24 protein-coding genes and 1 tRNA gene are annotated in these 25,433 nt (G+C 48.9%); 11 read left to right on the top strand and 14 right to left on the bottom strand.

Annotation, left to right across the window (positions count from 1 at the left end):
- Positions 1 to 351 precede the first annotated feature (351 nt).
- The 6 genes from ACFSW8_RS12400 to ACFSW8_RS12375 all read right to left on the bottom strand — a co-directional run bounded on the left by ACFSW8_RS12400 (position 352) and on the right by ACFSW8_RS12375 (position 6,272).
- Positions 352 to 594, bottom strand: a complete 243-nt coding sequence (locus ACFSW8_RS12400) for a YdcH family protein (RefSeq protein ID WP_377089603.1) — start codon at positions 592 to 594, stop codon at positions 352 to 354.
- A 14-nt stretch (positions 595 to 608) separates the two neighbouring features.
- Positions 609 to 2,468, bottom strand: a complete 1,860-nt coding sequence (locus ACFSW8_RS12395; RefSeq protein WP_377089602.1) for a monovalent cation:proton antiporter-2 (CPA2) family protein — start codon at positions 2,466 to 2,468, stop codon at positions 609 to 611.
- 1 nt (position 2,469) lies between these two features.
- Positions 2,470 to 3,081, bottom strand: a complete 612-nt coding sequence (locus ACFSW8_RS12390; RefSeq protein WP_377089601.1) for an NAD(P)H-dependent oxidoreductase — start codon at positions 3,079 to 3,081, stop codon at positions 2,470 to 2,472.
- A 50-nt stretch (positions 3,082 to 3,131) separates the two neighbouring features.
- Positions 3,132 to 3,929, bottom strand: coding sequence for an SDR family NAD(P)-dependent oxidoreductase (locus ACFSW8_RS12385; RefSeq protein WP_377091497.1), 798 nt, complete (start codon positions 3,927 to 3,929; stop codon positions 3,132 to 3,134).
- Between the two features lie 23 nt (positions 3,930 to 3,952).
- Complete coding sequence (locus ACFSW8_RS12380) at positions 3,953 to 4,927, bottom strand: LLM class oxidoreductase (RefSeq protein ID WP_377089600.1); 975 nt, start codon at positions 4,925 to 4,927, stop codon at positions 3,953 to 3,955.
- 73 nt (positions 4,928 to 5,000) lie between these two features.
- Entirely contained in the window at positions 5,001 to 6,272 is a 1,272-nt protein-coding gene (locus ACFSW8_RS12375) for an OmpA family protein (RefSeq protein ID WP_377178370.1), read from the bottom strand.
- Between the two features lie 205 nt (positions 6,273 to 6,477).
- Here ACFSW8_RS12375 and nagB point away from each other — a divergent pair, with 205 nt between their 5' ends.
- The gene (gene nagB / locus ACFSW8_RS12370; RefSeq protein WP_377178368.1) at positions 6,478 to 7,236 is read left to right on the top strand and encodes a glucosamine-6-phosphate deaminase; all 759 of its coding nucleotides are present in this window, start codon (positions 6,478 to 6,480) and stop codon (positions 7,234 to 7,236) included.
- Positions 7,237 to 7,349: 113 nt separating this feature from the next.
- Here nagB and rsmA read toward each other — a convergent pair whose 3' ends face one another.
- The gene (gene rsmA / locus ACFSW8_RS12365; RefSeq protein WP_377089597.1) at positions 7,350 to 8,705 is read right to left on the bottom strand and encodes a 16S rRNA (adenine(1518)-N(6)/adenine(1519)-N(6))-dimethyltransferase RsmA; all 1,356 of its coding nucleotides are present in this window, start codon (positions 8,703 to 8,705) and stop codon (positions 7,350 to 7,352) included.
- Positions 8,706 to 8,889: 184 nt separating this feature from the next.
- Entirely contained in the window at positions 8,890 to 9,669 is a 780-nt protein-coding gene (locus ACFSW8_RS12360; protein WP_377178366.1) for a LamG-like jellyroll fold domain-containing protein, read from the bottom strand.
- A 95-nt stretch (positions 9,670 to 9,764) separates the two neighbouring features.
- Between ACFSW8_RS12360 and ACFSW8_RS12355 the strand changes: the two genes are divergently transcribed.
- The gene (locus ACFSW8_RS12355) at positions 9,765 to 10,235 is read left to right on the top strand and encodes a hypothetical protein (protein ID WP_377089596.1); all 471 of its coding nucleotides are present in this window, start codon (positions 9,765 to 9,767) and stop codon (positions 10,233 to 10,235) included.
- Here the strand turns inward: ACFSW8_RS12355 and ACFSW8_RS12350 are convergent.
- Positions 10,227 to 11,213, bottom strand: coding sequence for an amidohydrolase family protein (locus ACFSW8_RS12350; RefSeq protein ID WP_377089595.1), 987 nt, complete (start codon positions 11,211 to 11,213; stop codon positions 10,227 to 10,229). The two genes, ACFSW8_RS12355 and ACFSW8_RS12350, sit on opposite strands and share 9 nt — an antisense overlap.
- A 20-nt stretch (positions 11,214 to 11,233) precedes the next feature.
- Positions 11,234 to 11,707: a peroxiredoxin gene (locus ACFSW8_RS12345; RefSeq protein WP_377089594.1), complete on the bottom strand. Its 474-nt coding sequence runs from the start codon at positions 11,705 to 11,707 to the stop codon at positions 11,234 to 11,236.
- 162 nt (positions 11,708 to 11,869) lie between these two features.
- Between ACFSW8_RS12345 and ACFSW8_RS12340 the strand changes: the two genes are divergently transcribed.
- The 6 genes from ACFSW8_RS12340 to thiD all read left to right on the top strand — a co-directional run bounded on the left by ACFSW8_RS12340 (position 11,870) and on the right by thiD (position 17,004).
- Positions 11,870 to 12,475: a CDP-alcohol phosphatidyltransferase family protein gene (locus ACFSW8_RS12340; RefSeq protein WP_377089593.1), complete on the top strand. Its 606-nt coding sequence runs from the start codon at positions 11,870 to 11,872 to the stop codon at positions 12,473 to 12,475.
- A gap of 42 nt (positions 12,476 to 12,517) precedes the next feature.
- Positions 12,518 to 13,948 carry a ribosome biogenesis GTPase Der gene (gene der / locus ACFSW8_RS12335; RefSeq protein WP_377089592.1) on the top strand — a complete coding sequence of 477 codons (1,431 nt, stop codon included), beginning with the start codon at positions 12,518 to 12,520 and terminating at the stop codon, positions 13,946 to 13,948.
- Between the two features lie 120 nt (positions 13,949 to 14,068).
- Complete coding sequence (locus ACFSW8_RS12330; RefSeq protein WP_377089590.1) at positions 14,069 to 15,043, top strand: ABC transporter ATP-binding protein; 975 nt, start codon at positions 14,069 to 14,071, stop codon at positions 15,041 to 15,043.
- Between the two features lie 21 nt (positions 15,044 to 15,064).
- The gene (locus ACFSW8_RS12325; RefSeq protein ID WP_377089589.1) at positions 15,065 to 15,418 is read left to right on the top strand and encodes a DnaJ family domain-containing protein; all 354 of its coding nucleotides are present in this window, start codon (positions 15,065 to 15,067) and stop codon (positions 15,416 to 15,418) included.
- Positions 15,419 to 15,494: 76 nt separating this feature from the next.
- Positions 15,495 to 16,193 carry an alpha/beta fold hydrolase gene (locus ACFSW8_RS12320; protein ID WP_377089588.1) on the top strand — a complete coding sequence of 233 codons (699 nt, stop codon included), beginning with the start codon at positions 15,495 to 15,497 and terminating at the stop codon, positions 16,191 to 16,193.
- On the top strand, positions 16,186 to 17,004 hold the full coding sequence (thiD, locus tag ACFSW8_RS12315) for a bifunctional hydroxymethylpyrimidine kinase/phosphomethylpyrimidine kinase (protein ID WP_377091493.1): 819 nt from the start codon (positions 16,186 to 16,188) through the stop codon (positions 17,002 to 17,004). The genes ACFSW8_RS12320 and thiD overlap by 8 nt, the downstream gene beginning before the upstream one ends.
- Positions 17,005 to 17,907: 903 nt before the next feature.
- On the opposite strand, the gene ACFSW8_RS12310 is transcribed toward thiD, so the two are convergent.
- Positions 17,908 to 17,993: transfer RNA gene (locus ACFSW8_RS12310), tRNA-Tyr, on the bottom strand.
- A 167-nt stretch (positions 17,994 to 18,160) separates the two neighbouring features.
- Here ACFSW8_RS12310 and queG point away from each other — a divergent pair.
- Positions 18,161 to 19,189, top strand: a complete 1,029-nt coding sequence (gene queG / locus ACFSW8_RS12305; protein ID WP_377178364.1) for a tRNA epoxyqueuosine(34) reductase QueG — start codon at positions 18,161 to 18,163, stop codon at positions 19,187 to 19,189.
- 44 nt (positions 19,190 to 19,233) lie between these two features.
- Here queG and ACFSW8_RS12300 read toward each other — a convergent pair whose 3' ends face one another.
- From ACFSW8_RS12300 to ACFSW8_RS12290, 3 genes are all read right to left on the bottom strand, one after another.
- Positions 19,234 to 20,151: a ThuA domain-containing protein gene (locus ACFSW8_RS12300; RefSeq protein ID WP_377089584.1), complete on the bottom strand. Its 918-nt coding sequence runs from the start codon at positions 20,149 to 20,151 to the stop codon at positions 19,234 to 19,236.
- 112 nt (positions 20,152 to 20,263) lie between these two features.
- Positions 20,264 to 21,430, bottom strand: a complete 1,167-nt coding sequence (locus ACFSW8_RS12295) for a pyridoxal phosphate-dependent aminotransferase (protein WP_377089583.1) — start codon at positions 21,428 to 21,430, stop codon at positions 20,264 to 20,266.
- A gap of 163 nt (positions 21,431 to 21,593) precedes the next feature.
- Entirely contained in the window at positions 21,594 to 22,436 is an 843-nt protein-coding gene (locus tag ACFSW8_RS12290) for a 50S ribosomal protein L11 methyltransferase (protein ID WP_377089582.1), read from the bottom strand.
- A gap of 310 nt (positions 22,437 to 22,746) precedes the next feature.
- Here ACFSW8_RS12290 and ACFSW8_RS12285 point away from each other — a divergent pair, with 310 nt between their 5' ends.
- Both ACFSW8_RS12285 and ACFSW8_RS12280 read left to right on the top strand, forming a co-directional pair.
- Positions 22,747 to 23,682 carry a metallophosphoesterase family protein gene (locus tag ACFSW8_RS12285; protein WP_377089580.1) on the top strand — a complete coding sequence of 312 codons (936 nt, stop codon included), beginning with the start codon at positions 22,747 to 22,749 and terminating at the stop codon, positions 23,680 to 23,682.
- An 11-nt stretch (positions 23,683 to 23,693) separates the two neighbouring features.
- Positions 23,694 to 25,424, top strand: a complete 1,731-nt coding sequence (locus tag ACFSW8_RS12280; protein WP_377089579.1) for a LamG-like jellyroll fold domain-containing protein — start codon at positions 23,694 to 23,696, stop codon at positions 25,422 to 25,424.
- Positions 25,425 to 25,433: the final 9 nt, after the last annotated feature.

Below are 25,433 nucleotides of genomic sequence, written 5' to 3'. Positions count from 1 at the left end.
TATGAGCCATGAGCTTACCAGCAACCATGGCGCGGCCTCACCTCTCTTCTCATTCTATCTTTTTTGTGTCCAGTTAACTGGGACGAGAACGCAGTTCGACTGCAAGCATTGCCACTCAATGCGCATCCCCCTCTGCGAGCAACGCTCGCACATCATGCAGAGGCGAAGCCAATCCCAATCTGCGTACTTTCGCAAAAAAATCGTTACCCTCTTAGTAGAGGGCTACCTTTCTACTCAGCAGACACGTGTGGTAACTGCCCCCCCCATTACAACAAGAACAAACAGAGAAAGCGAATGTTCCACCACACACCTTTCCCATCTGGAGGTACACCGATACCATTGCTATGCTTCTCAGGCGCTAGCCTTTAAACGCTCATAGAGAACATCTTTCAAGACCGCTCGCTCATGCTTCAGCTGATGCATCGCTTCATCATCTATAGGTGCCCCATCCAACTCTAATACTCGGATCTCTTTATCCAAAGCATTGTACTTTTTTACTTTCTCTGCAAATGAGCTATCGGCATCTATCAATTTCTCAATGCGTTCCTTGAACTCTGGGAACTCATGGTTCAGTGAATGGTTTTCTCCTAACATATATTTTCTGGGGTTTATTTTTCTGGGTTAGCTGTAGTCCAAGCTCTCTCAAGCTCGTCTTTGTCTGATTCTTGGTCCAACTTCATCAATTCCTCCAAATCGGCATTATGCTGCTGGTACATCGAAATGTAGCCCTCCTCGTCTTGACGGTGCATCTGATAAAGTTCAGGTAACATCGCCTCATCGTTCTTCTGAAAAAGTCGAGCGACTCGATGCGCCTCATACGGGTGAAAACCGAGTTGCGTGAGGACGTCTTGCCCCAAAGCTAAGGCGCTGCCAAAGGTCTCTCTTCGCACAAGCTGCACACCTAGATCCATGAGATCATAAGCAGCTCCTCTGTCAGCCGCGTTACATAAGATCGTCAATTGAGGATAATGCTTCTTTGCCAACTCCACTAACTCACTTGCCTTAGCCACATCACCTATGGTGATCACTAACAACTCTGCCTCAGCCGCTCCTGCCGACTCCAACAAATCCAATCGAGTCACGTCACCATAGTACACCTCAAACCCAAATTTTCGAAGCACCTCAACATTACTCGCATCGTGGTCCAATATCACGGGCTTAACTCCCGCCGAAATAAGCAACCGTCCCAAATCTGTTCCCAGCCTTCCAAAACCCGCCAAAATGACCTTATGCCCACTTCGCTTAACCTCATCAACCCCTCTCTCCCCAGAGGCATCCTCAGTCGCCTTAACAAGCCAACGGTCGTGAACAATGAATAGCAAAGGCGCTAAGAACATTGATAATGCAACGGCGGACAATAATGGATCTATCGTAGAACTCGGTAACACCCCATTCGTCTTAGAAAACTGGAACAAAACAAAGGCAAACTCCCCCCCTTGAGCCAAAGCGATACCGAACAAGTTGCGCTCACCTCTCGCCACCTTAAAGAATACACCAGTTGCCCGCAGCACTACCCATTTGACCACAATCAAACCCGCTGTCAGCCCTAAGATCAGCAAGACATTATCTCCAATTAATGTGAAATTCAAGCTCGCTCCTATCGAGATAAAGAAGATGCCGAGTAATAAACCTTTGAATGGCTCCAAATCACTCTCTAACTCATGCCGATACTCACTATCAGCCAGCACAACTCCAGCTAGAAACGCCCCGAGCGCAGGAGACAATCCAACCACTGTCATCAATAGAGAGATCCCCACCACCAAAGCCAAAGCTGCTGCCACAAAAACCTCTCTCACCCGCGTCTTTGCGATCGCCCGAAAGATTGGACGACTTGCAAATTTTCCAATGAGAAAAATCCCCAAGATAGCCCCAAGAATAATCCCAGCCTGTTGATATCCAGCTAAACCGCTTATGTCCACGAGCCCGGACTCATGATGCCCATCATCTGAATGAATCACTGTCGTCGCCAAAAATGGCAATAACGCAAACATTGGAATCACGGCCAGATCTTGAAACAACAAAACCGAAAATATCGACCTCCCCCCCGAAGTCTCCATCAATCCTTTTTCCCTCAATGTTTGTAACACAATCGCTGTCGATGAGAGCGATAGTATTAACCCCACAGCAATGGCCTCCTGCCATGGTAGAAAAGTAAGCGAAATCCCAGCAACCAATCCACTTGTTAGCAAAACTTGCATCCCCCCCATTCCCAATATCGGAATACGCATCTGCCACAGCAAAGATGGCTTCAACTCCAACCCCACAAGAAATAACATCATCACGACCCCAAACTCAGTGAAATGCATCACGTCCTCGACATGCTCGATGAGCGACATCCCATATGGGCCAATGATAATCCCAGCTATCAAATAACCTAGCACTGACCCTAAACCCAACTTCTTCGCCACAGGTACAGCAATGGCCGCAGAAGCTAAAAATATAAATAACTGAAGTAAGAAAGATTCCATACTACTTCCCCCCTATTGCCCCCATTGTAAGTTCACTATTCAGATAATCTCCTCTTCTCACAGAATTAATGTCTATGCGCTCATCACGTATTGCTAACACACAACTTTTATATTCCTCAGCATAAGCTTGCATCTGCTCTGGGTTCAGCCCCCCGTGCACACCTAATACAACAAATGGCGGGAGCCACACCATACCACATAAATGCGCTGTAGCCCTATACGGCGAAGTCAACTCTCCCAGAGTAAACTGATTGTACCCATCAGTCTGATAAGTTTCCTCTCCACCTCCAGCTGTGATCGCTTGTAGAAACAACTTTCCATCTAATGCCTTCCCAGTAGACCCATAGGCCCACCCATGCTGTAGAACTAAATCTAACCATTCCTTCATAATCGAAGGAGTAGAATACCAATAAAATGGATGCTGAAAAATAATCACATCGTGGTACTCACAGAGTTTCTTTTCTCTCTCTACATCGATTTGAAAATCTGGATAGGATGCATACAAATCATTGACCGTGACATGATCTACCCCAGACACAGCACGCAACATAGCGGCATTCATGCGTGATCGAGCCAATGCCGGGTGCGCAAATTGAATGAGAATTTTTTTCATCTATTCTACCTTTTTCTTAACCTAACTTATTTCTTAAGAAGATCCTCGTACTACGAAGCCCGACAGATCGCCTCAATCGCATTGATGACAGCCTGGCACTTTTCAGCATGCATTGCATCTAAATGCGGTGAAGCAAACCTCCCTTTGTCATTATCAAAATAGAGCCCAGAAGCCTTCTCAAAGGATTCTGAGAGAGCTGCCTCCACCAGAATAGAAGCTCCAATGTTTAAATCTCCTCCTTCTACTCCGAAAGCACTCTTCACCATCTTGGATCCAAGTAAGGACCCAGGATTGACCGCCACGACAAGCGGACCATTTCCTCCTTTCCCCCCCAGAACTCTGCTCCACATCGTTAGTGCTAACTTACTCTGAGCATATGCCGCCATATCCTCAACTGCTCGCTTACCAAGCATTGCCTCTAAATCCACTGATGACTGAGCCGCTGAAGACAAGTTTACCACCCTCCCACCTTTCAAAAGCTCCCATAATCCTTGAGTCAGCAAATACGGAGCGACAGTATTGACAATGAAACGCACATCATATCCCTCTTTCGTATGAACCTCTGCTACATTGAACACACCAGCATTGTTAATCAAAACATCTAACTTTTTATGAGCTTGCCTGACTTGGCTGATCAGCGCCTTCACATCCTCTAACTTCTGTAAGTCTGCTAGATAGACCTCCACATGAGCACTCGGAAAAGCCTCCCTAATCGCTTGAGCTACTGATTCTAATTTCTCTTGGTTTCTACCGTGTAAGAGAAGCTTTGCCCCCTTACTCGCCAGAAGCTTGCTTGTTTCAAGTCCTATCCCATCTGTTGCTCCAGTGATAAATATCGTTTTTTGCATCACATACTTGCTTGTAAGTTTGGTCACGTAGAGTTCCTAAAATGAGGAAGTAGCTCATCAGCAATCTGCCGGACGGTTTCCTCAACATCTCGTTGGTTAAACCTCAAATTTAAGGCCACATGATTCACTCCAGAGCTCTCTAACTTTTTTAGGTGATCTATCAGATACTCTATTCCTGAACGAAATCCAAGATGAATTGCACTCGCCCCCTCTCCTCCCTTACTAACCAAATCAATGTACAATGACTGCATCACTGGTTGTGGCCCGCGCCCAACACACTCAAGCTGTTCATACCACTTCGTTACAATCTGTTTCTGCACTTCGGGTTCACGTGGGTAGAGCATCCACCCATCAGCGTGCTCTGCGATCCAATCTATCGTCTGCTGGCTTCCCCCAGTCACAAGCATTGGTAACTTACCTGAAGACGGCTTAGGAAGCATGTCCAAGCCTCGGGCCACACTCCCATACGCGTTCTCAAAAACTGGTCTATCATCACTCATGTGACGAATATACTGGAAGCTTTCACGGTAGCGCTTCCCTCGGTCATCGTAGTCCATTCGCACTGCCGGGTATTCATCGGGTCTGTCTCCAGATGCCACTCCCAACAATAATCGACCGCCAGAGAGAGCGTCAGCGCTCGCTGCTGCCTTAGCGACATGCGCCGGATGACGCAATGGCAACACAGCACTCGCAACACCCAAAGCTATGTCGCTCGTTTGTCCCGCCAAATAGCCTAAGTAGACAAACGGGTCGTAAAGCTGCCCAGCATCCCCGAAGGATGGCACATTGAAGGGAACATCACGCAACCACACGGCTGAAAAGCCCAAAGATTCTACTAACAACACACGTTCACAGTGCCTCTCCATTGTGGGGACAGCACTCTGAGGGTACGCTTCAATGGGCACCACAATACCAATACTCAACTGGCCATACTGAAAAACCGATTGGTAGCCACGATTGATAGAGCTGAAATCTCCACCATTTCCATCACTCTGCATCCGACTAAGATACAGTGATTCCTCAAACTTTCCACCCCACTTCTTGGGGTTAAAAAAATTCTATCCTCTACGCCTATTCGGCTGGTACTGCCCTCCCTGGAGTCACTGGAATCGCTCGCCTGCGTTGCTCTTCCACAGGTAAAGCCCTACGAGACGGTTCTTCAATGACAGCGCGTGCTGGCGGTTCTTCATCAACCCGCTGAGCACTAGGGATGATGGGTGGGCCGCTGGGCTTCACCAAAACTGCCTCTCCTACCTTCGGCTTCACAGGTTCAGGAGGTAGAGCATTCTCTAAAAACATTTGCGAGTCCTTCACCGGTTTCCCTTTACGCATCTTAATAACAACCCTGCGGTTGATCGCCTGCGTGTCTTTATCTCCTTCCAAAACGATCGGCTGACGCTTGCCATACCCGATCACAATCAACCTTTCCGGATCAATACGCATCGCCTCAACCAGCCACTGCTTCACAGCGCGCGCGCGCTCCAGGGAGAGCTCCCCATTAGGCGTATCCCCACCAATGGTATCCGTATGCCCCTCAATCCAACAATTGAGCTTAGGGTTCTTATCAATCAAAAGCGCCACCTTTAGCAATGAGTTGCGCGCACTCTCACGCAAAGTCGCCTTGTTAAACTCAAATAATAAGTCAGACCCAATCATGCCCTTCGTATTCTGCAACGCGTTTCCATCCATGCGCGCCATCGCTGCCAAGGGCGTAAAATTCTCTAGAGCACCATCGTCAGCTAAACCTCCAGCCCCCTTGCGCTCTAATTCCTCATTAAATTTGTCCGGATCAAAGGTGTCTGCCTTTTGCTCACCGGGATCTATCACAAGCTGCCCAGCTGCTGCTACTTGAAGCACATCGTCCATCCTACCGATCTCAGGTAAATCATGGGTCAGCTCTGGCCCAGCAATCGGCTCTAAACTCTCAGCTAAGGCCTCCCCCTTCATCGCCGGTGTGACCATTTCCACATCAAATTGTGGATCACTGATCTCAGGCGACATGTCGAGCTCAGTATCTTCAGGGATTTCCTCTAAAATTTCAATCTCATCAAGAAGCTCCCCAGCAACTTCAGGAGGTTCCGCCAGCTCCTCTTGCTTTAACTCCGGTAAGGATTCACGAAATTCCACTTCGCGCACAACAATGGGCTCAGTCTCAATGTTGAGCATTTGTCGAATCGCGGGAAAAGTCACAGACATATTCTTGAGCCCAAAGATCACCGCCACGTGCGCCACCAAGGCCAACACCACTGCTACAGTCACCAGGCGCCCCACATGCTCAGTCCTTGGGAGACTAAATGTGGATCCCTGACGTACGTTCTTCCAACTGTATCCTCTATTTGCCATGAGCTCTCTTGAGGTCAAGCGTAGTGCATCACGCAATTTGTTCAACCCTACACACGCCATTGTACCATACTTCCCTCCTCCTCGAATCCTATCATGCACCCCGTCCCATCTCCCCATCGATGCTGCTCACAGCTCCGAAATGCACACAGTTTCGGCGCACTCCAGCCTTGCATTTCTCCCACAAGCCCATCACAACGCTTTCGCTATGCAGAAGATTCCAGTAGAAGTATTTCCATCTAGCCAAGACGCAGTGGCTAAACTCGCCGCAGAAACCGCTGAACTCATTCGCAGCAATGAAGCTGCAGGGAAACAAACCGTCCTCGGCCTTGCCACAGGTGGCACACCCATCGCCTACTATAAGGAACTCATCCGCCTTCACAAAGAAGACGGACTTTCCTTTGCCAACGTCACAAGCTTCAACCTCGATGAGTACGCTGGCCTCCCCCAGGACCATGTCGAATCCTATTGGTACTTCATGCACCAAAACCTTTTCAACCACATCGATATCAAACCTGAGAACATCAACCTCCCATCCGGTACTGTCGCAGACGCAGATATCCCTGCACACTGCGCCGAGTATGAGCAAAAAATCAAAGACGCGGGTGGCATCGATCTCCAAATCCTCGGTATCGGCCGTACCGGTCACATCGGATTCAATGAACCTGGCTCTCCAAAAGATTCATTAACACGCGCAATCGAACTCGACCCGATCACGCGCGAAGACGCAGCACCAGCCTTCGGTGGCCTCGACAATGTGCCTACTGCAGCCATCACTATGGGCTGTGGCACAATCCTTGCTGCGCGCCGCATCGTCCTGATGGCTTGGGGTGAAGGAAAAGCTCCGATTGTCAATGAAGCCGTCACCGGCCCAGTCAATGACATCGTATCTGCATCCTACCTCCAAGAGCATGCCAATTCCGTGTTCTACATCGACCAAGCGGCAGCCTCAAAGCTCGAAGCTTAAGATATCAACCCCATCTCATTTACCAAAGCCAACACCATACAAGCGGTGTTGGCTTTTTTGTCCCCCTGATGCTTAGGAACACTTCCCTAGAACATCAATCCAATCTCGAGCATTTACGCGTCCTGCGCTCCCGCCATTTTTTCCTCAAATACCTTCCAGCATTCGATAAACCCTGGCGCAAAATCTTCGGGTCTGAGCTCTACCCACTCACGAACCTGTTCTAAACTGAACCACTGCACGGAATACACCTCACTGCATGGATAGCGTAACGCTCCGTCGTGACGTGCTAAATAAAGCTCTATCCATTCCCAACCTGTATTCTGACTCGGAGTGAGTTTTGCTATTTTTTGAGTATCAGCCCCCTGGATTCCAAGCTCTTCATCGAGCTCCCTAACAACACAGGCTTCGTATGCTTCTCCTGCATCAAGATGCCCCGCCGCACTGCTATCCCAGCAACTTGGAAAATTATCCTTCAGTCCAGAGCGCTTCTGTAGCAATAATTCCTTTCGTTTGTTGAAAACGAAAACATGCACTGCCCGATGCAGTAAATCTTCCTCGTGCACAACCTTGCGCTTCTCTTGGCGGACAACTTCATCAGCCTCATCAACCACATCAAACAGTTCGTCATCTTTCTGCGGAATATCTTTGAGCGGGTGATCGTCATAGATCCGCGTAATCTCTATCCAATTTTCAAGAGAAATTTCCTCAGCGCGAGCTGTCTCCTTCAATCCTAATTGAGGAGCAACCTCAGCCCAACTGAGATGATCTGGAAGTTGCTTCTTAAGCTGTTTGCGGCGTTGAGCAAATCCGCGACGAATTAATTCATCAAACAATCGCGCGTCATAAACGGGATGAGTATTATCAGCTTTAGGCACACACACCATCACTGTGGAATCAATCTTCGGAGGTGGCGTAAAGGCCTCAGGTGGAACAAGCATCACCGGCTCACTCACCCATTCACTCTGCATCCGTAATGTCAAAACCCCGTAATCCTTAGTCCTCGGCTTCGCAATGATGCGATCAATAAATTCTTTCTGTAACATCAACACCGCTCGAGACACCATGCTCGGTCGCTTCATGAAATTTCTCATGATCGCCCCACCTGCCGAGTATGGTAAATTTCCCAATAGTTTAATCGGTCCATACTTAAACAGCTCGCGAACATCGAAACGCGCTGCATCAGCATGATGAACTTCCACATCCGCATGCTCTGCATACTTTTGTTTCTGGTATGCGGCTAAGCGTGAATCAAACTCGATCAATATCACCTTCTTCACACGGCCTACCAAATGAACTGTCAATGCTCCCGTTCCTGGCCCGCACTCAACAACCACATCACTCTCCTGTGGATGTAAGTGGTCGACAATACCGCGAGCTACCTCAGGGTCACATAAGAAGTTCTGCCCCAGCTGCCGCGATGGTGTCACACCTGCATCACTCAGAACCTTTTTAATCTCACCGATGTTCATATGCTCCTTCTAGCGCACTAGCCACCACAAGCAATCCCAAGCTCAACAAATCCGCTCAGCCTCATCTCAAATACCACTTCGTGACTCAAAAGTGCCCACCCCTACATTTTTTACGCGTAGCGCAATGCATCAAGCCCCCAAAAAAATCATCATTTGCCTCTTTTGAAGTGCGACTTGGTATCACTCACCGCTGACGCCTTCTGTACATGCCCCCCATCACTAACCCACCCGCTAAAAAGAGAACACTCGAAGGCTCCGGTATCAACTGAGGCCCTTCAGCCAATAAAACACCCAAATCAACTGAAGCGTCATCATACACCTTCACATTAGACATGTCCATCTGCGCCAGCGAATCGTCCGCCCGATTGACTCCTAATCGCAAAAATTGCAGCCCACCTATATTCTGTCCATTCCCTTTGTCCTCACCAACCAAACTCACCGAACCTGCACCAAGTTGACTCACATAAAACTCAGTCTCGGCAGTCGCCACTTTCCTCACCACTACGTGATACCACGTATCCGTCAAATACCCTGCCGTAGACCCTGTAATCGCAACACCTTGCTGAGATACCAAACGGATGTCGCTACCATTGAGGTCCACCTGCCACGAAAAAGAAGTTCCCGAACCTCCGCTGTTATTCGAGAATAACCCCTGGAAACTTCCTTGAGTGAAATCCAAAGTCTTGAACCAAAATGACACCGTAAAGCTTGGTTCTCCTCCATTGTCCGTGGTCGTCTCTAGGTAAGCCTTGTTGCTACCACCTGTACCAGGAAAGTTCGCAGACCCATCAGAATTAATCGTCACATCTGCCACCCCAGTTGCTACCTTGCTAAGTTGGAAGCTACTTCCCACTTCATTATCTAGCAGATCACCATCTGTGAAGTCATAATGCGCAATCAATGCACCTCGAGACTCAACAATCGTGGCAAATAACAAGGCTGGGAGAAGACCGAATAGTTTCATAATTAGCGAACATTAAAGACACCCCTCCCTCTCCAGTCAAGAAGGCAAACAAGAACATCGTACTGACTTCCTTCCTTTCCTATGCTATCACATCTATGATGAAGACATTTCTCCTATTTTCCCTAACACTGCTATGCCTCCCAGTACTCCAAGCTGAGCCAGATGCGAAACGAGAAACGCTCTCAACCCACAAAACATTGGCGACATACCAAGGCAGTAAGTTCCGCCCATGCCGTCACCTAACGACACTTTGCCCCGACCAATGCTCCCACGCTGGCACTGTCGCTCAATTCAAAGTCAACCAGTACCTCAATTATAAAAAACTTGGTAAGTACGGTGATCCTAAAGCCACCACATTTCACACCATGCTCGAAGACCAACTCGGCAATTCAAAACTCAGTAAACAAACTCTCAACACCATCAAAGCACTCAAACTTGGTGATCAGGTAGAGCTCTCTTGGATCCACGAATACGTCACCCAAAACAATGCTTCCTATCCCGTTAGAACGATTACTGAATTAAAACCACTCCCAGAATCTTCAAAAAATAAACCATCGTCAAATTGAAGCCTGCCTCAGAATCGAATCAAAACGCGTAAAGCAATCACTCCCAAATCCCATCGCACGCTTATACAAGTAATCTCTCTGAAGCACATTCTTCTCTCGTGCGATTCTGAACCAATCTCTCCATTCGAGATGCCCACATGCCCACGGACCAAGCCCTGAGATGGGAACTGGATAATCACTACCATGAAGAATACGTCCCTGTACTTCCGCAGGTAAAATGTGCTTCAATGTCCTCGCTCGGTTGGGACTACACAAGGCACTATTGTCCGCATAAAGCCTTGGATAGACGCTAAACATTTGAATTAAATCCTCGGTCCAATCTGGATCAAATAGCCCACTTCTCCCTGCCGAATGCGCTGCAATCACCGTGACGCCACATTCTAACACAGACTTGAGCTTCTTTGGATCCCCATAATTCGGATCATAGACCTTCACCGTCATCTCGCCACCAGTATGGCTCAACAACACCATTCCCGCCTCAGCCATCCTCTCCCAAAATGGAAGGTAACGCTCATCATCATAGTCAATGTTCAGGCAATTGGGTAGTAGCTTTAATACTGGCATCCCCGCCTCAATACATCGCTCTAACTCGTCCATCGCATCCAGCCGCGCAGGATGAATAGAACACGCTGGGATAAACTCAGCATACTTCTTCGCCAACTCCGAAACGTAGCCATTCGGCACATAAAACTGCGCATCATCCTCTAACGCTATCCCATCCGCACGGTAAGCAATGTCCTGAGCCAAAACGACCACCGCGTCCAAATCGCTCTCACGAACTTGCTTCGCTAAATTCTCTACATAAGCAGCATCTAATCCCCACTGCAAAGTCGATTGCTCAAGGCCAATCCCGCGAATCATCATCCGCCCTAACAATCTCTTGTATGGCGTCGGAAGCTCAAACCATGCCCCACTTCCCGAACTCCCATCACCAACAATATGTACGTGGCAATCGACCTTTCGCAGACTCTGTCCCATGGCTCTCCCTTATTTCCTCACTATGCCTCTAAAACTTCTAGGAGCTGATCAAGGTGCTTCGCAGGTTTTACTTTTTCTAATATAGCTTCGATCTTCCCATCCCCTCCAATCACAAAAGTGGACCTCTCGGTCCCCATATACTTTCTCCCGTACATTTGCTTCTCTACCCAAACCCCATATGCCTCAACAATCTCCTTAGACTCATCACTAAGCAAGGCGTAGGGAAGCCCTTGCTTGTCGATAAACTTTTGATGGCTCTTGATTGAATCAATACTCACCCCAAAGACACGTGCCAACCCCTTCAACTTCCCCCAATCATCTCTCATCGCACAACCCTGTGTCGTACACCCCGGTGTATTATCCTTTGGGTAAAAGACTAACACTACACGTTCACCTGCAAAATCTGACAAGCCCACAGACGCTTCCTCTGTATACTCTCCCCCTATCACATTAGCCTTAAAATCAGGCGCGCTGTCTCCAACATTTGGTTTCATATGCCGATAACTAAGCTGAAATCACTCTCCACGCCACCGCTTTTTTATGAAGTACCCAAATAAGCACACCTCCCCTCAATGAAACGTCTTGTGCACCACACTAGTGGCTTGCGTAGGTCATCAAGATAGTTAGAATTTCTGAGTGTCAGGATCCACCAAATCATGATCGTCAAACCACTGAATGCAGCAAACGCCATCACGCTAGCACGACTTGCTCTCATTCCTGTCTTTGGAATGCTCGCCGTGATGTACGGACGTAGCATCCAAGATGGCTCACCTAATGAAATGCTCCGCTACCTGGCTCTCGCTAGTTTCATAACCGCTGCCGCTAGTGACGGTGTCGACGGCTACATTGCACGCAAATACCACCTAAGCTCCAAACTCGGCGCAGTACTCGATGCCCTTGCCGACAAAGTCCTGATGCTCACCGGCCTCATCACTCTATCCTTCGTGGCCTGGGGGAGCGATGACTGGATCATCCCCAGTTGGTACATTGTCATGGTCGTTGCCCGTGATGTGAGTATCGGTATTGGGTGCGCCATGATCCTATCTCTGGGCATCAAACTCGATGTCAAACCGCATTGGACTGGAAAAGCTACCACCGTCGCACAGCTATTTACTTTGGGCTGGGTCATGCTAAAAGTAGTTCCCCTCCCACCACTTTATCCAACTATCATCGCAGCAGTGTTGACACTTTGGTCCTCATGGGCATACAGCCTCAACTGTATTCGACAACTCAACGGCACTCTACGTGCAAAGCAAAAATAAGTCTTCGGCTCCCGATCCTCTAACTCCACTCATCCCATTTCCGTGAAAACACCTACCATAGCTATCGTCGGCCGCCCAAATGTCGGGAAGTCTGCAATCTTTAACCGACTTGCTGAACGGCGTATCGCCATCGTTCACGACCAGCCAGGAGTCACCCGCGACCGTATCTCGGCTCCCTGCAAAATGACCGACCACCCCTGTGAAATCATCGATACTGGCGGGATTGGGATGGAGCTCGATGACGGATTCCACGACCAGGTCACCGTCGAGGCCGACATCGCCATGAATAGCGCCGACATCATCCTCTTCGTCGTCGATGCTCGTGATGGCCTTACCCCAACCGATGAAGACTTGGCCCAAAAACTTCGCCGCGCGAAACCTCCAGTCTTCCTGATCCTCAACAAAGCCGATCATGCCGAACAAGAACTCATGGTCGGTGACTTCGCTCGTCTTGGACTCGGCGCTGGCATCGCTATATCAGCAGCTCACGGCCGCGGCTTCGGAGAACTCGCCCAAACACTCGACGACACCCTCGAAAAAGTCATCGCCGAACAATCCGAGGAAGAAGAAGAAATTCAAGAGCAAGTCATGCGCGAGGGCTTGAAAATTGCGATCGTCGGTAAGCCCAATGCAGGTAAATCCTCGCTCATCAATGCCATCCTCAAAGACGAACGCACCATCGTCTCAGACATCGCTGGCACCACACGTGACGCTATCGACATCCCATACACCTGGGGAGAAGAAAAACACACCCTCATCGATACCGCTGGACTGCGCCAACGCCAAAAAATGGACACCTCAGTCGAAGTCTTCTCGGCTATGCGCACCGAGAAATCCATCCGGCGTGCCGACATCTGCCTCCTCGTCATCGACCTCGCTGCTGGCATTTCCTCCATGGATCGTAAAATTGCAAAAATGGTCAAAGAGGAACGTAAACCCTGCCTTATTATCCTCAATAAATGGGACCTCTTCCACCCAGGTGGAGCACGCCAAGCACGCCTCGAAGAAGCCAAAGAGCTCATCGACCGCGAACTCTTCTTCCTCTCCTGGGCCCCCTTCGCATGTGTCTCCGCAAAACAAGGACAACACATCGCTCAAATCTTCAACCAAATCTCACGCATCCGTCAAGCCGCACGCAACCCCATCACAACGGGACGCCTCAACCGACTCTTGTCTGACGCCATGGAGGTAAAACCTCCCTCACAGCATAAGAAGTATAAGAAGCGCGTAAAACTCATGTATGCCACCGCAGTGGTGAATGATAAATACACTGCGATCCCCGTCCCTCAGTTCATCCTCTTCGTGAACGACAAACGACTCATGCATGAGCACTACGAACAATACCTAGCAAACCGTATCCGAGAACAACACGATGTCCTTGGCGTCCCTATCGTTTTCTCTATCCGCTCACGCAACGCCTCTAAAGGTGGTGGCAGCCAAGGTGGACACGGAGACCTCGGCACCGTCGAATAAACACCCAAAACTCCCCCCAACCATCCCTAACAGCTGTGAGGTGAAGCCATTTCAGAACTTCCCTCACATTTGTGTATTTTTCGGCTTGCTACCAGCCACTGGCTGCGCGCTACTACCAGCATGCTGAACGTCTCGAACCTCACCACTCGTTTCCACACCCGCAATGGCATCGTGCGCGCCGTGGAGGATGTCTCATTCTCTGTCGAAAAAGGTCAAACACTCGGCATCGTTGGCGAGTCAGGTTCAGGTAAATCAGTATCATGCTACTCACTCCTTGGCCTCATCCCCCAGCCTCCAGGAAAGATCCATTCAGGCACCGCCATTTTCGATAATAACATCGACCTCCTGCAAGCCTCAGAAAAAGAACTCCGAGCAATTCGAGGAAAACGGATCTCCATGATCTTTCAAGATCCCATGACTTCGCTCAACCCCTTCCTGAAAATCTCTACCCAACTCATGGAACCCCTAGAAATCCATGAAGGAATCAAAGGTAAAGCTGCCCTCACTCGCGCTATCGATGCGCTCGCAGAAGTCGGTATCCCGGATCCAGAAAAACGCATCAACGCCTATCCACACGAATTTTCCGGTGGCATGCGCCAGCGCGTCATGATCGCCATGGCTCTAATCACACGGCCCGAATTACTCATCTGTGATGAGCCAACCACCGCCCTCGACGTCACCGTCCAAAAACAAGTCCTCGACCTCATTAAAGAACGCCAAGAAGAACTCGGTACGGCCGTCATCATGGTCACCCACGACCTCGGCGTCGTCTCTCAAGTCTGTGACCATGTCAATGTCATGTACTCAGGCCGCCTCGTAGAAAGTGCCAGCGCCAGCGACCTCTTTAAAAACCCCATGCACGCATACACACGTGCCCTCCTCAAATCCATCCCCGCCACCCACGCGAAAGGTGAGCGACTCTATACCATCCCCGGACTCCCCCCCTCACTCACCTCTCCTCCGCAAGGCTGCGCCTTCCATGCCCGAAATACTCTTGGAAACCCCGAACTCTGTATCCAAGACCACCCACCCGAACTAGTCGAGCGCGCCACAAACCATTGGGTCCAAAATTGCCCAGGATGTCTCGCGTCCTGATCGATCCCACTCCCCAGCCTGATGTCCTTCTTCGAGGAACTTGCTAACCAACGCATTGAAGAAGCCATCGCCAATGGACTCTTCGATGACCTTGTCGGCACCGGGAAACCACTCAACCTTGACGACTATTTCGCAACTCCGGCTCACCTGCGTGCTACCCACAGCATGCTCAAGTCTAACGGCTATATTCCACCAGAAGTCGAACTAATGCATGAAATCCATGCATTAGAAAAACAGATCACCAAAGCTGAGGGCAGAGTGCTCACCAAACTCGAACGCCAGCTCATCCATAAACAAACAGCTCTCGCTATTGCAATGGACAGAATACGCTCCCAGTCCAGAAACCAACAGGCCACTCAAAACCTCTCTTGGTGAAAAGATTGTCAACAAGACAGCATTTCTCTGCTACCCTGTCAGATCTATCCTCTAGCTGACGTATAGATCTGAGAATATGCAAGCTACCTATACTCTCCTCCCTGGCCTCCACGGCACTTCTGAGCTCTATGCACCACTCATAGCTGCGCTCAAACCCCATTCCTATGAGGCCATCGAGTATCCTACCGACCAAGCTCAAGACTATGATAGTCTCGTTCATTGGCTCGACCAAACACTTGACTGGAACATTCCCAGAATCTTCATCGCTGAGAGTTTCTCAGGCCCCATAGCCATGCGCCTCGCCGCAATGCATCCAGATTCCGCCCAACAACTCGTCCTAGCTGCTAGCTTTTGTGCCCCCCCAACAACTCCCAACCTAGCCCTCCTCCCCCTGCGCCCATTCTTTGTCCTTAGCCCCCCAAAAAAGGCTCTCAAACACTTCCTCGTCGGCAACAACGCCCCACCAGCTCAACTCGACCAACTCAAAACCATCATCCAAAAAATTCCCTCAAAAGCACTCACTGCTCGCATACGCAGCGTATTGGGACTCCGCCCCGAAGACTGTCCTCCACTCAAGTCAACGCCCATACTGATACTACAGGCCTCGGATGACAACCTCATCCCTTGGGCCACCCAAAACCAATTGCGCTTGCAATATCCCGAAGCCGAAACACATTGGATCTCATCTCCACACCTGCTATTACAAAACCAAGCAGAGGAGTGTGCCCAACACATCTCTGAATTTGTCTCTCAACACTCACCAAGCTATGCATAAACCACCCGTTGTCCTCTCTATCGCCGGGTCTGATTGCTCCTCAGGCGCGGGCATACAAGCTGACCTTAAAGCCTTCTCATACTTTGGCACCCACGGCCTCACCGCTATCACCTGCGTGGTGGCTGAAACCCCCAATAAAGTCGTCTCTATCCACCCAGTCCCGCCCGCGGTGCTCCAGGATCAGATTAAGGTCTTGCTCGAAACCTACCAAATCAGAGCGATCAAAACTGGCATGCTCTACTCAAAGCCACACATCGTCGCGATCACCGAGCTGCTAGAACAGCAACCCATCCCATTGGTCGTAGATCCAGTGATGGTCGCCACCTCAGGAGCACACCTGCTTAAAGAAGACGCCGTCGAGGCATATGTTAGCAGACTTCTCCCAATTGCCCAACTGGTCACCCCAAACCTCGCTGAAGCCTCAGTACTCCTCAACCAAGAGATCAGCCAACTCGACCAACTCGCTGACGCGGCAAAAGAAATTGGCTCAATCTATAACATCTCATGCCTCATCAAAGGCGGACACCTTCCTGCCGCTGAAGAACAACGCATCGACACCCTCTGGCATGATGGAAAAATCTACAATTTCAGCGCACCCACTGTCGAAATTGATAGCACCCACGGCACTGGCTGTACCCTCTCCGCCGCCATTACCGCAAACATCGCACGTGGACTCGATATCCCCGATGCCATCAAAACTGCCAAAGATTGGGTCCATTCCGCAATCTCGGAATCCTTCGACTTCCAGTCACCAAGCGGCCATTCCGTCCAAGCCCTCAACCAGCTGCGCCCCGGTGCCCTCCAACTCTAATTCCAATTATACAAAAAATCGCTGCCCCCTACTCAGCCGAGCATCCCCCTCCACACTACTCTCACATAGAAAAAAGCCCGCATCGCCATCGAGAGCAATGCGGGCTTTTCTTCTGAAAATTGCTGGCTAAGCCGCAATAGAATAGTGCTTCGATATATCTTTGAAGATATTATCGCGCCTTCTACGGGCTTCTTCAACATCCCTAGTTTTTAACGAAAAACGCAAACGTTCAGCCGTTGCGTCCGCTTTGTGCACTGTTAAGTGACACCACCAAACCCCACGATTGTTCCATAAGTGATGGTTTGGATTCTCGTCGTTTACACGAAGAGCCAACTTGGTCTTTTTCAATAACATTTGTCTATTTGGTTCAGGTTATAATATGCCTCTAACATGTCTACCCTGGACATCTAGGCGTTCAGACTAAGGGACTTTTGCCAATCCGCAAGACATTACTGGTGATTTGCCACATTACCACAGACTTTGACGATTTTACACAAACATAGAGATACCTAAAAAACAACCTAACCCACTAAAAGTAAGAACAAAACACAATCACCCCAACAACCAACCCATAGAATTTCGCACATTCAAGACAAGCTATTTACATTAAATCATTCCATATCTGGTCACATTTTTACCATCTCCGACTTTCACCCACCCAGCTGGCAGCCCAAACTCACTAATGAGGAAAACATTATTACCAGCTAATCCTTGTGCGATACGCAAATGCTATTCCCTCTGACAGGAAACGAACCAGATCAATACTCACAAAATAATCCCACCTGATTAAAAAGGATCTCTCATACCACAAATCCGTAAATGAATAAGGGGTGCAACTAATTAAAGTTGCACCCCTTTCCCTCATAAAAAAGTTACACCTCCCAATGTAACTTCCTAGAAAAATGGTGGGCAGAGCTGGATTCGAACCAGCGTACACTTACGTGAGCAGATTTACAGTCTGCCGCCTTTAACCACTCGGCCATCTACCCATCGTAGAAAATTTCGAATCTTGCGATTCTGCGGTTAGCACCCCTTGCGAGGCGGGGGATTTCTAGGACGGATCGCAGAGATCTGCAAGATAAAAACACTACTTTTTACGATTTATTTTTCTCTGCTGTTGCACAGCCACCCCGATGCTACGACACTCCACTTGGTCATGGAATTCACTGCTGAAATCATCAAGCGCAATATCCAGTTCATCACGAGTGAATTAGGGTTCTCAGACTGCCGCATTGCATCAGTCCGTCGCGCCTCTCATGCCGACCGCTACCTCGATTGGGTCAAGCAAGGTTGTGCTGGTGAAATGGCTTGGATGGAGCGCAATACCGACCGAAGAGTCCATCCAGCTGCCATCCTCCCAGGCGCAAAATCTGTCATTTCTCTCGCTTTAAACTATTTTCCCGGCCACCAAGCGCAAAACGATGACTACAAAATCGCACGCTATGCCTGGAATGACGATTATCACGATATCATCGAGGACAAATTAAAAGATCTCGACCTCGCGCTCGCCGACATGGGAGGCACCCAACGCTACTATGTGGATACCGGTCCAGTTCTGGAGCGCGACTTTGCCAATGACGCTGGGCTCGGCTGGAACGGAAAATCTACGGTTCAAATTCACAAAGATTTTGGTACCTGGTTTTTCCTCTGTGAACTCATCACAACCCTTGATCTCGAAGCTGACCCGAGTTTTGGTGACCATTGCGGCAAATGCACGCGCTGTATCGACCATTGCCCAACACAGGCCATCACTGGCCCACGTGAAATGGATGCGCGCCGCTGCATCTCATACCTCACCATCGAGTACGGAGGCAGCATTCCAACCGAGCTTCGCCCCCTTATGGGTAATCGTATCTATGGCTGCGATGTCTGCCTCGAAGTCTGCCCCTGGAATCGCTTCGCAAAAATAAGTCGAGAAACAAAACTGCACGCACGTAAAGAAATCTTCGATCACTCGCTGCGCGACTTCCTACGCATGGACCCCGATTCTTTTCGAAAGACCTTCGCTAAATCCCCCATCAAACGCATCAAACACAATCGCTTCATCCGTAACGTCTGTGTCGCACTCGGAAACACTGGAAGCCTCGAACACCTTCCCCTCTTGCGCGAACAGGCTGCCCATGCTGATCCTTTGATTGCTGAACACGCTCAGTGGGCAATCGACCAGATCAGCTCACGTGCTTAGCTTTCATCGACCCTCCCATTACAGAGCCACGTGAGCAGGCCCTCTTAGAGATCCCCCATGGCCCATTGGATCCCATTTAAATAAATGCTCAATACTTTAGGGTTCCAATAAATGTGTTCGTTGTGTCCAAGGGAACAATAGAAGACACGACCTTTACCATAGGACTTCGTCCAGCTTACTCCAAAATCATTGTCCGTTCTCTTAATCCCTCTCACTTTCATATCAGAGTTTTCCGTATCTAACCTCAACAACATATCCAGCTTGCTGCTGTCATAAGGATCCTTAAGCTGGTAGATCTCTTCCTTAAAATTCAGTGCTTCCCCGTCCTTCATCGAAGTGACAATCGGATTCCCCTCAGCTCCCTTAGCAAGTACGATAGACACATCCGTCCGAGCATTCCATGGGTGACCATCAAAATACCCACCCAACATTTCCCCAAATTCAGCCCATTGGTAAAAAGTGTCTGAGGCAGCATGAATCCCAATGAACCCACCACCATTTTTCACATAATTTAGCAAATTCTGTTGCAGCCTTCTCTCCTTTTCCAATGCCTTATCCTTCTCCTCTTTATTCAAAAGCTTGAACTTCACCGGATGCGGACGAAAAACTTCTAAAGTCGTGTTCAAAAAGCATATCGCATCAAACTCTTGAATCGCCTCAGCTTCAAAATTCCCCAAATCATTACTCACGACCGACTCATAGGCTCCCGATTCCTTCCCCATTGCTTCAAATGCAACCTTACCGATATCAATCGATTGATGGCGGTATCCTTTCGTCTCAGTGTAAATAAGTAATTTTCGCTTTTTCTTTGGTTCCGCTGCCTTCTGCGGAAGCGCCGCAGCCACTCTCTCTAACTTTTCAGGAGCTACATTCCCTTTCTCTTTGTTCTGCGAAGCACATAACAACGAAAAAAGACCTAAGCCTGCAAGAGCCATAGCCAGCGGAAGCGATTTCATTTTCATAGGCCTAAACTAACGTATCTCTCTAACGCTGCCTATCACCAACACAAAAAAATGACACCCTTCATGCGAAAGGTGCCATTGAGAAATACTTTTCTTTACTGCCTCTTCTTAATTAGTGAGAGCGACAAAATTCTTCGAAGCGGGTGATCCCTTCATTAAGAATATCAAGTGTCGTACAGTAACTGATACGAATGCAGTTGTCGTTACCGAACGCGATACCAGGCACCGCTGCTACTCTGTAACGGTTCAACAATTTGTCACAGAGATTCACTGACTTCATTCCCAATTGCTCGCAATTAACAAAGAAGTAAAATGCACCTTCTGGCTCCACAACACTGATATTCGGAATCGCCTTGAGACGTGCCAACATAAACTGACGACGCACATCGTACTCAGCTCTGAGATCTTCAACAAATGAATTCTCCTGAGTCAATGCAGCCAAACCACCATACTGGGCAAAGGTACATGCATTAGAAGTAGTATGTCCTTGAATCTTGCTGATCGCATCAGCCAATGCTTGTGGCGCTGCAATCCAGCCAAGACGCCATCCGGTCATGGAATATGCCTTAGAAAAACCACCTACAGTGATAGTCAGGTCGTAAAGCTCCTTGCTCAAGGATGCGATGGAAACGTGTTTTGCCTCACCGTAAATGAGGTGCTCGTAAATCTCATCTGAGAGAATCGTGATGTCTTCGAGAAGAGCTACCTCCCCAAGCGCCTTCAACTCTTCAGCTGTGTAGACAGCACCAGTCGGGTTGCCCGGTGAGTTGAGAATGATCATCTTTGTGAGACCTGTCATGTTCTCTTCGAACTCTTCAGGTGTCAGCTTCCACCCATTCTCTTCTTTCGTTTCTACGATTACTGGCACCCCTCCTGCAAGACGAACCATTTCAGGATAAGATACCCAATAAGGAGCTGGGATGATCACTTCATCGCCCTCTTCGACAACCGCCATGATCGCATTCATGCAGGAATGCTTGGCACCACTGTTAACGATCACCTGACGTGCATCGTACTCGAGATTGTTTTCCTGCTTGAGCTTGTTTGCAATCGCTTCACGTAACTCTGGAATACCAGCGGCTGGCGTGTACTTTGTCTTACCATCTTGAATGGCCTTGATCGCAGCTTCCTTAATGAAATCTGGAGTATCGAGATCTGGCTCGCCACCTGCTAAGCCATAGACTTCCTCGCCTTTGGCCTTCATCGCCTTAGCTTGGTTTGTGATGCTAAGTGTCAGAGAGGGTGTGACTTGGGTTACGCGTGATGATATGCTTTCCATTTTAGACGATGTGTAAAAATTGTTCGCACTCAAGTGGGCGAAGTCACTGTCTGTTGGAAACCCATGAGCTCGCCCTCTGGAGTCGAGGCATTTATTAATACATCAATACAAGACTGCAAGAGAAATGCCTCCTGTTGACGAGAATTTTCAAGTCCCGCCCAAACTACCGCACTTTCAAACCTCTCGCCGAAACCCATTTACCCTTACGGATTACTTTAGAAAATTGAAGCCCAGCCTCCTCAGCCTTCGCAGATGTCTCCTCCCATTGCTCCCTGAGAATCCCTGAAACAATAAAATCCCCATCATCCTTCATCGCAGCATGTATCTTTGGAAATGCTTCCTGCAATATCGTCGAAAATAGATTGGCAATCACTACCTCCCATTGCTTCTGCGGCTGCCACTCCAGGACGTCTTGGCACATGACCCGGATCCCATCTACCTTGTTTAATACCAGATTCTGCTCCGATACTCGTACGGCCTGAGGGTCAAAATCATGCGCCTCACATGCTTCAGCTCCCATCAATCGAGCCGCGATTGCCAACACCGCAGTGCCACAACCAAGATCCAGCATTTCCCAATTCTGCCCCTTACGCTCTCTTGCGACATCCACCAACATCCTCAGACAAGTAGATGTCGTAGCATGGTCACCCGTACCGAAAGCCATCTCAGCGGGCATGCGGACCACCTCACGTTTCGGATACTGTTGCTTTAACTCTTCCACCACGCCACGTTCACGACTCCCCGTTATCAATAATGCGTCCCTGATCTTTAATGGAGGCTTTACCACCTCACTTAATGCAGCCCAGTTCTGCTCTTTTACTAGGCGGACCGATCCTCCAAATTGCTTCTGAATGGCATTAGCCTCTTCTTCACTATCACAATAGACCTCTACTCTAATGCTCTTCCCCCCTTTGATTTCATTGATAACACTGTTAGGATTGCCATAGAAGCGCTCTTCCCATGCATCTAACCACTTAATCGATGATAATTTTGACCAATGCCACATAGGCCAAGACTTAAATCAGCCGCCGATTAGAAGCAAGAAGATTGCTCATGCTCCCACAATTTCAGGCACAAACTGCCGAATTCCTCTATCTACGAACCCCAACGCCCCCCCAACCACTCTCATCAAGCATCGTTCTTCACACATGCATCCCCCATCAGTAGACAAAGTCTCAAAATATCCAAAGCCCACACACCATAAGCGTCGCATTCTCAATAATCACTTTTTCACTGCAAAAAAAGTTTCTCAAAGAACACAAAAAAGAAACCGAAAGAAACAAAAACATGCTATCGTACCTGCAACCACACCTACCATGACTAGCAGAAGACACTTTATCACAGGCTCTCTCGCATCGGGCATTGGAGCCATGGCAGCCTCCATTACCCCAGCGAGTGCCCAGTTTCAAAAAACTCCGAGCTCCAAGCCAAAAGAAAGCTTCCGTATCCTCCATCTCACCGATGTGCACATGCGCCCAGAATACGAAGCGCCGGAACGCTTTGTAAAAATCATGCGTCACGCAATCAAATCAAGCGGTAAGATTGACTTCATTCTCAACGGTGGCGATGTGATTTATGCGGCTGACTACAGCAATATCAGCCGTGAACGCATGCTCAAGCAATGGGAGCTTTTCGACAATAATATCAAACCTCTCTTCGAACGCTACGGAGCTCTCTCATCTTTGGGAAATCATGACATGTGGTGGGCTGGCAAAAAAGACGATCCGATGCGTGGCAAAGATTACGTCCTCGAACGACTGGGACAAAAGTCGCGTTACATGAATGTGGAGAAAGGCGGCTGGGTGATCTTCACTCTCGATTGCAACAATCGAGGCTACCTCGATACTGAGCAGCTCGAATGGCTCCATGCCGAGTACAAAAAGCATGAGGGAAAACCCATGTTGATCATGTCGCACCAGCCACTATTAGAAGTGGCCCATGTTTTTGGCAAAGGCACGAGTGCGCGCCAGCAGGAAATCATTCGCCCCTTTATCGATAGCAAAGCGGCACCAGTGCACTTTCTCTCTGGTCACACCCACATCTTGGACGCTCTAGCCTTCAAAAACCTCAACTTCCACTGCAATGGTGCCCTCAGCGGTGCTTGGTGGGAGCCCCATATCAATGACAAAAACTGCAGTGTCGATGGCACCCCGATGGGGTATGGCATCATCGACCTCTACCCCGATGGTCACTTGGAAAACCAATACATCGATGTCACCGACTGTGCTGACGGAAAAATCCTCAAATCCTAATCCCCCCAATCATGCAGTCCTTCCGCATCCTATTCTGGAGCATACTACTTAGCATCTATGTGCATGCTGATGCTGAACTCAAAGCCTATTGGAAACTCGACGGCAACTTTTCTAACAACAAGCCTGTTCATCAAAAGCAAAACTTCAGCCCCCATAATTCCCCTACGTTCAGCAATGATAGTGTTAGTGGAAAATCTCTGAGACTGGATAGATCGAAACAACAATACCTACTCACCTCATCCCCCATACGAAAAGCGAACACACCAGCCCACTCAGTATCCTTGTGGTTTAAGCCTGAGACCTTACCCAAACACGGAAGCAGAGAGAGATACTTCCTCTTTGAATCGGTAAAAGGTGAAACCACAGACGATGCGGGCGCGATCCACCTCTCCTTGGGATTTTGGGCCGGAGCCACTCCCAATACCGTTAACCTCCAAACCTGGACACAAACCATTGACAAGGCTACAGGTAAGCCCATTGCCCAAGGGGGATTTGACTACCACATGCTACGTTCTGAACTCAAGAACCAGTGGACACACCTCGTCCTAAGCTTCGATTCCAATACCTTCAAAATCTATCTAGACGGCAAATTAGCGAAAACGCATTTTCTCCCCAAGCCAGGACCTGCAGCCCCATTTGGCGGTATCGTCTTTGGCGGGCACCGCGAAGGAATCGGACGTAACTTCGATGGATTGTTAGATGAAGTCTCGATCTGGCAAGGCAACCTGAGTAATGCGAATATTCAAAAGCTTTACACCTCCAAGCAGCCAAAAACTGCCCCGCTTGTAATAAAGGGCAAAGCACCTGAAGAACTTCGCTTGTTAGTCTGGAACATTTGGGGACGACTCAATCAGGCGGAAAAATATAATTTCGAAGGTAAGTCCGCTCGTCAAAGAACCATTGAGATTATCAAAGAGAGTAAAGCCGATATCATCGGCATGATAGAAACCTACGGATCGGCCGCAGATATCGCGAAAGGCCTTGGCTATCACTACTACACACCAAGTAAGTCAGCGAACCTCACCATCTTCAGTAAATACGAACTGTCAGATTTCGGCACACCAAAGGGGCTCTCATCCTTTTCCTTTATCACAGCCACCGCACATCTCTCACCTACAAAGAAGCTACGTGTCTACTGTATATGGCTCACCAGTGGAGGGAGACATATTGTCTCTATCAAAGATCCTAAGCTTTCTGATAAAGACTTTATCAATGGTGACAACAACCGCCGTGCCATGCTAGAGAAGTTCCTCTCCCACCCCTCCGTCACTATGGATCTGGAAAATGCCGAGAATCTTCCGGTAGTCGTAATGGGAGACTTCAACTGTGTCTCGCACTTGGACTACACCAAAGAAAGTAAGTCTGCTGACCTAAACTACCAGAGGGTCTTTGCAGATGCACCCACACACACAGCAATGCTCGAAAAAGGCTTCACAGATACCTACCGAGCCATGCATCCACGCCTCACCCAAGAGACACTCGGCTACACCTGGACGACGGTCGGGCTCGATCACACCTATGTCTCGGGAAAAGGTTTTGAACCCGTGGCCCCCTCTAATAACCCGCGCCCACAAAATCAAGATCCTTACGCGCGCATCGATTTCATCTACAGCTTAGGGTCACACCTGAGCCCCAGCTCTTCACAGGTAATCAAGCACTACAAAAACCATACCAAACGTAGTTTTCCTGAATTTCCCTCAGACCACGCCGCAGTTCTAAGCACCTTCAAAATTTCACAATAATTGACCATG

Origin of the sequence: Rubritalea tangerina, from assembly GCF_042683245.1 — a bacterium.
Classification (GTDB): Bacteria; Verrucomicrobiota; Verrucomicrobiia; order Verrucomicrobiales; family Akkermansiaceae; genus Rubritalea; species Rubritalea tangerina.
This window is presented reverse-complemented; position numbering and strand designations above follow the sequence as displayed.

Coding starts and splice junctions, on each gene's coding strand:
- ACFSW8_RS12290 (WP_377089582.1), bottom strand. CDS start 22,436: ATGTGGCATTGGTCAAAATTATCATCGATTAAGTGGTTAGATGCATGG.
- ACFSW8_RS12340 (WP_377089593.1), top strand. CDS start 11,870: ATGATCGTCAAACCACTGAATGCAGCAAACGCCATCACGCTAGCACGA.
- queG (WP_377178364.1), top strand. CDS start 18,161: ATGGAATTCACTGCTGAAATCATCAAGCGCAATATCCAGTTCATCACG.
- ACFSW8_RS12285 (WP_377089580.1), top strand. CDS start 22,747: ATGACTAGCAGAAGACACTTTATCACAGGCTCTCTCGCATCGGGCATT.
- ACFSW8_RS12395 (WP_377089602.1), bottom strand. CDS start 2,468: ATGGAATCTTTCTTACTTCAGTTATTTATATTTTTAGCTTCTGCGGCC.
- ACFSW8_RS12400 (WP_377089603.1), bottom strand. CDS start 594: ATGTTAGGAGAAAACCATTCACTGAACCATGAGTTCCCAGAGTTCAAG.
- ACFSW8_RS12375 (WP_377178370.1), bottom strand. CDS start 6,272: ATGGCAAATAGAGGATACAGTTGGAAGAACGTACGTCAGGGATCCACA.
- ACFSW8_RS12355 (WP_377089596.1), top strand. CDS start 9,765: ATGATGAAGACATTTCTCCTATTTTCCCTAACACTGCTATGCCTCCCA.
- ACFSW8_RS12345 (WP_377089594.1), bottom strand. CDS start 11,707: ATGAAACCAAATGTTGGAGACAGCGCGCCTGATTTTAAGGCTAATGTG.
- ACFSW8_RS12295 (WP_377089583.1), bottom strand. CDS start 21,430: ATGGAAAGCATATCATCACGCGTAACCCAAGTCACACCCTCTCTGACA.
- ACFSW8_RS12320 (WP_377089588.1), top strand. CDS start 15,495: ATGCAAGCTACCTATACTCTCCTCCCTGGCCTCCACGGCACTTCTGAG.
- ACFSW8_RS12280 (WP_377089579.1), top strand. CDS start 23,694: ATGCAGTCCTTCCGCATCCTATTCTGGAGCATACTACTTAGCATCTAT.
- thiD (WP_377091493.1), top strand. CDS start 16,186: ATGCATAAACCACCCGTTGTCCTCTCTATCGCCGGGTCTGATTGCTCC.
- ACFSW8_RS12330 (WP_377089590.1), top strand. CDS start 14,069: ATGCTGAACGTCTCGAACCTCACCACTCGTTTCCACACCCGCAATGGC.
- ACFSW8_RS12325 (WP_377089589.1), top strand. CDS start 15,065: ATGTCCTTCTTCGAGGAACTTGCTAACCAACGCATTGAAGAAGCCATC.
- ACFSW8_RS12380 (WP_377089600.1), bottom strand. CDS start 4,927: ATGCAGAGTGATGGAAATGGTGGAGATTTCAGCTCTATCAATCGTGGC.
- rsmA (WP_377089597.1), bottom strand. CDS start 8,705: ATGAACATCGGTGAGATTAAAAAGGTTCTGAGTGATGCAGGTGTGACA.
- ACFSW8_RS12390 (WP_377089601.1), bottom strand. CDS start 3,081: ATGAAAAAAATTCTCATTCAATTTGCGCACCCGGCATTGGCTCGATCA.
- ACFSW8_RS12360 (WP_377178366.1), bottom strand. CDS start 9,669: ATGAAACTATTCGGTCTTCTCCCAGCCTTGTTATTTGCCACGATTGTT.
- ACFSW8_RS12300 (WP_377089584.1), bottom strand. CDS start 20,151: ATGAAAATGAAATCGCTTCCGCTGGCTATGGCTCTTGCAGGCTTAGGT.
- nagB (WP_377178368.1), top strand. CDS start 6,478: ATGCAGAAGATTCCAGTAGAAGTATTTCCATCTAGCCAAGACGCAGTG.
- ACFSW8_RS12385 (WP_377091497.1), bottom strand. CDS start 3,929: ATGCAAAAAACGATATTTATCACTGGAGCAACAGATGGGATAGGACTT.
- ACFSW8_RS12350 (WP_377089595.1), bottom strand. CDS start 11,213: ATGGGACAGAGTCTGCGAAAGGTCGATTGCCACGTACATATTGTTGGT.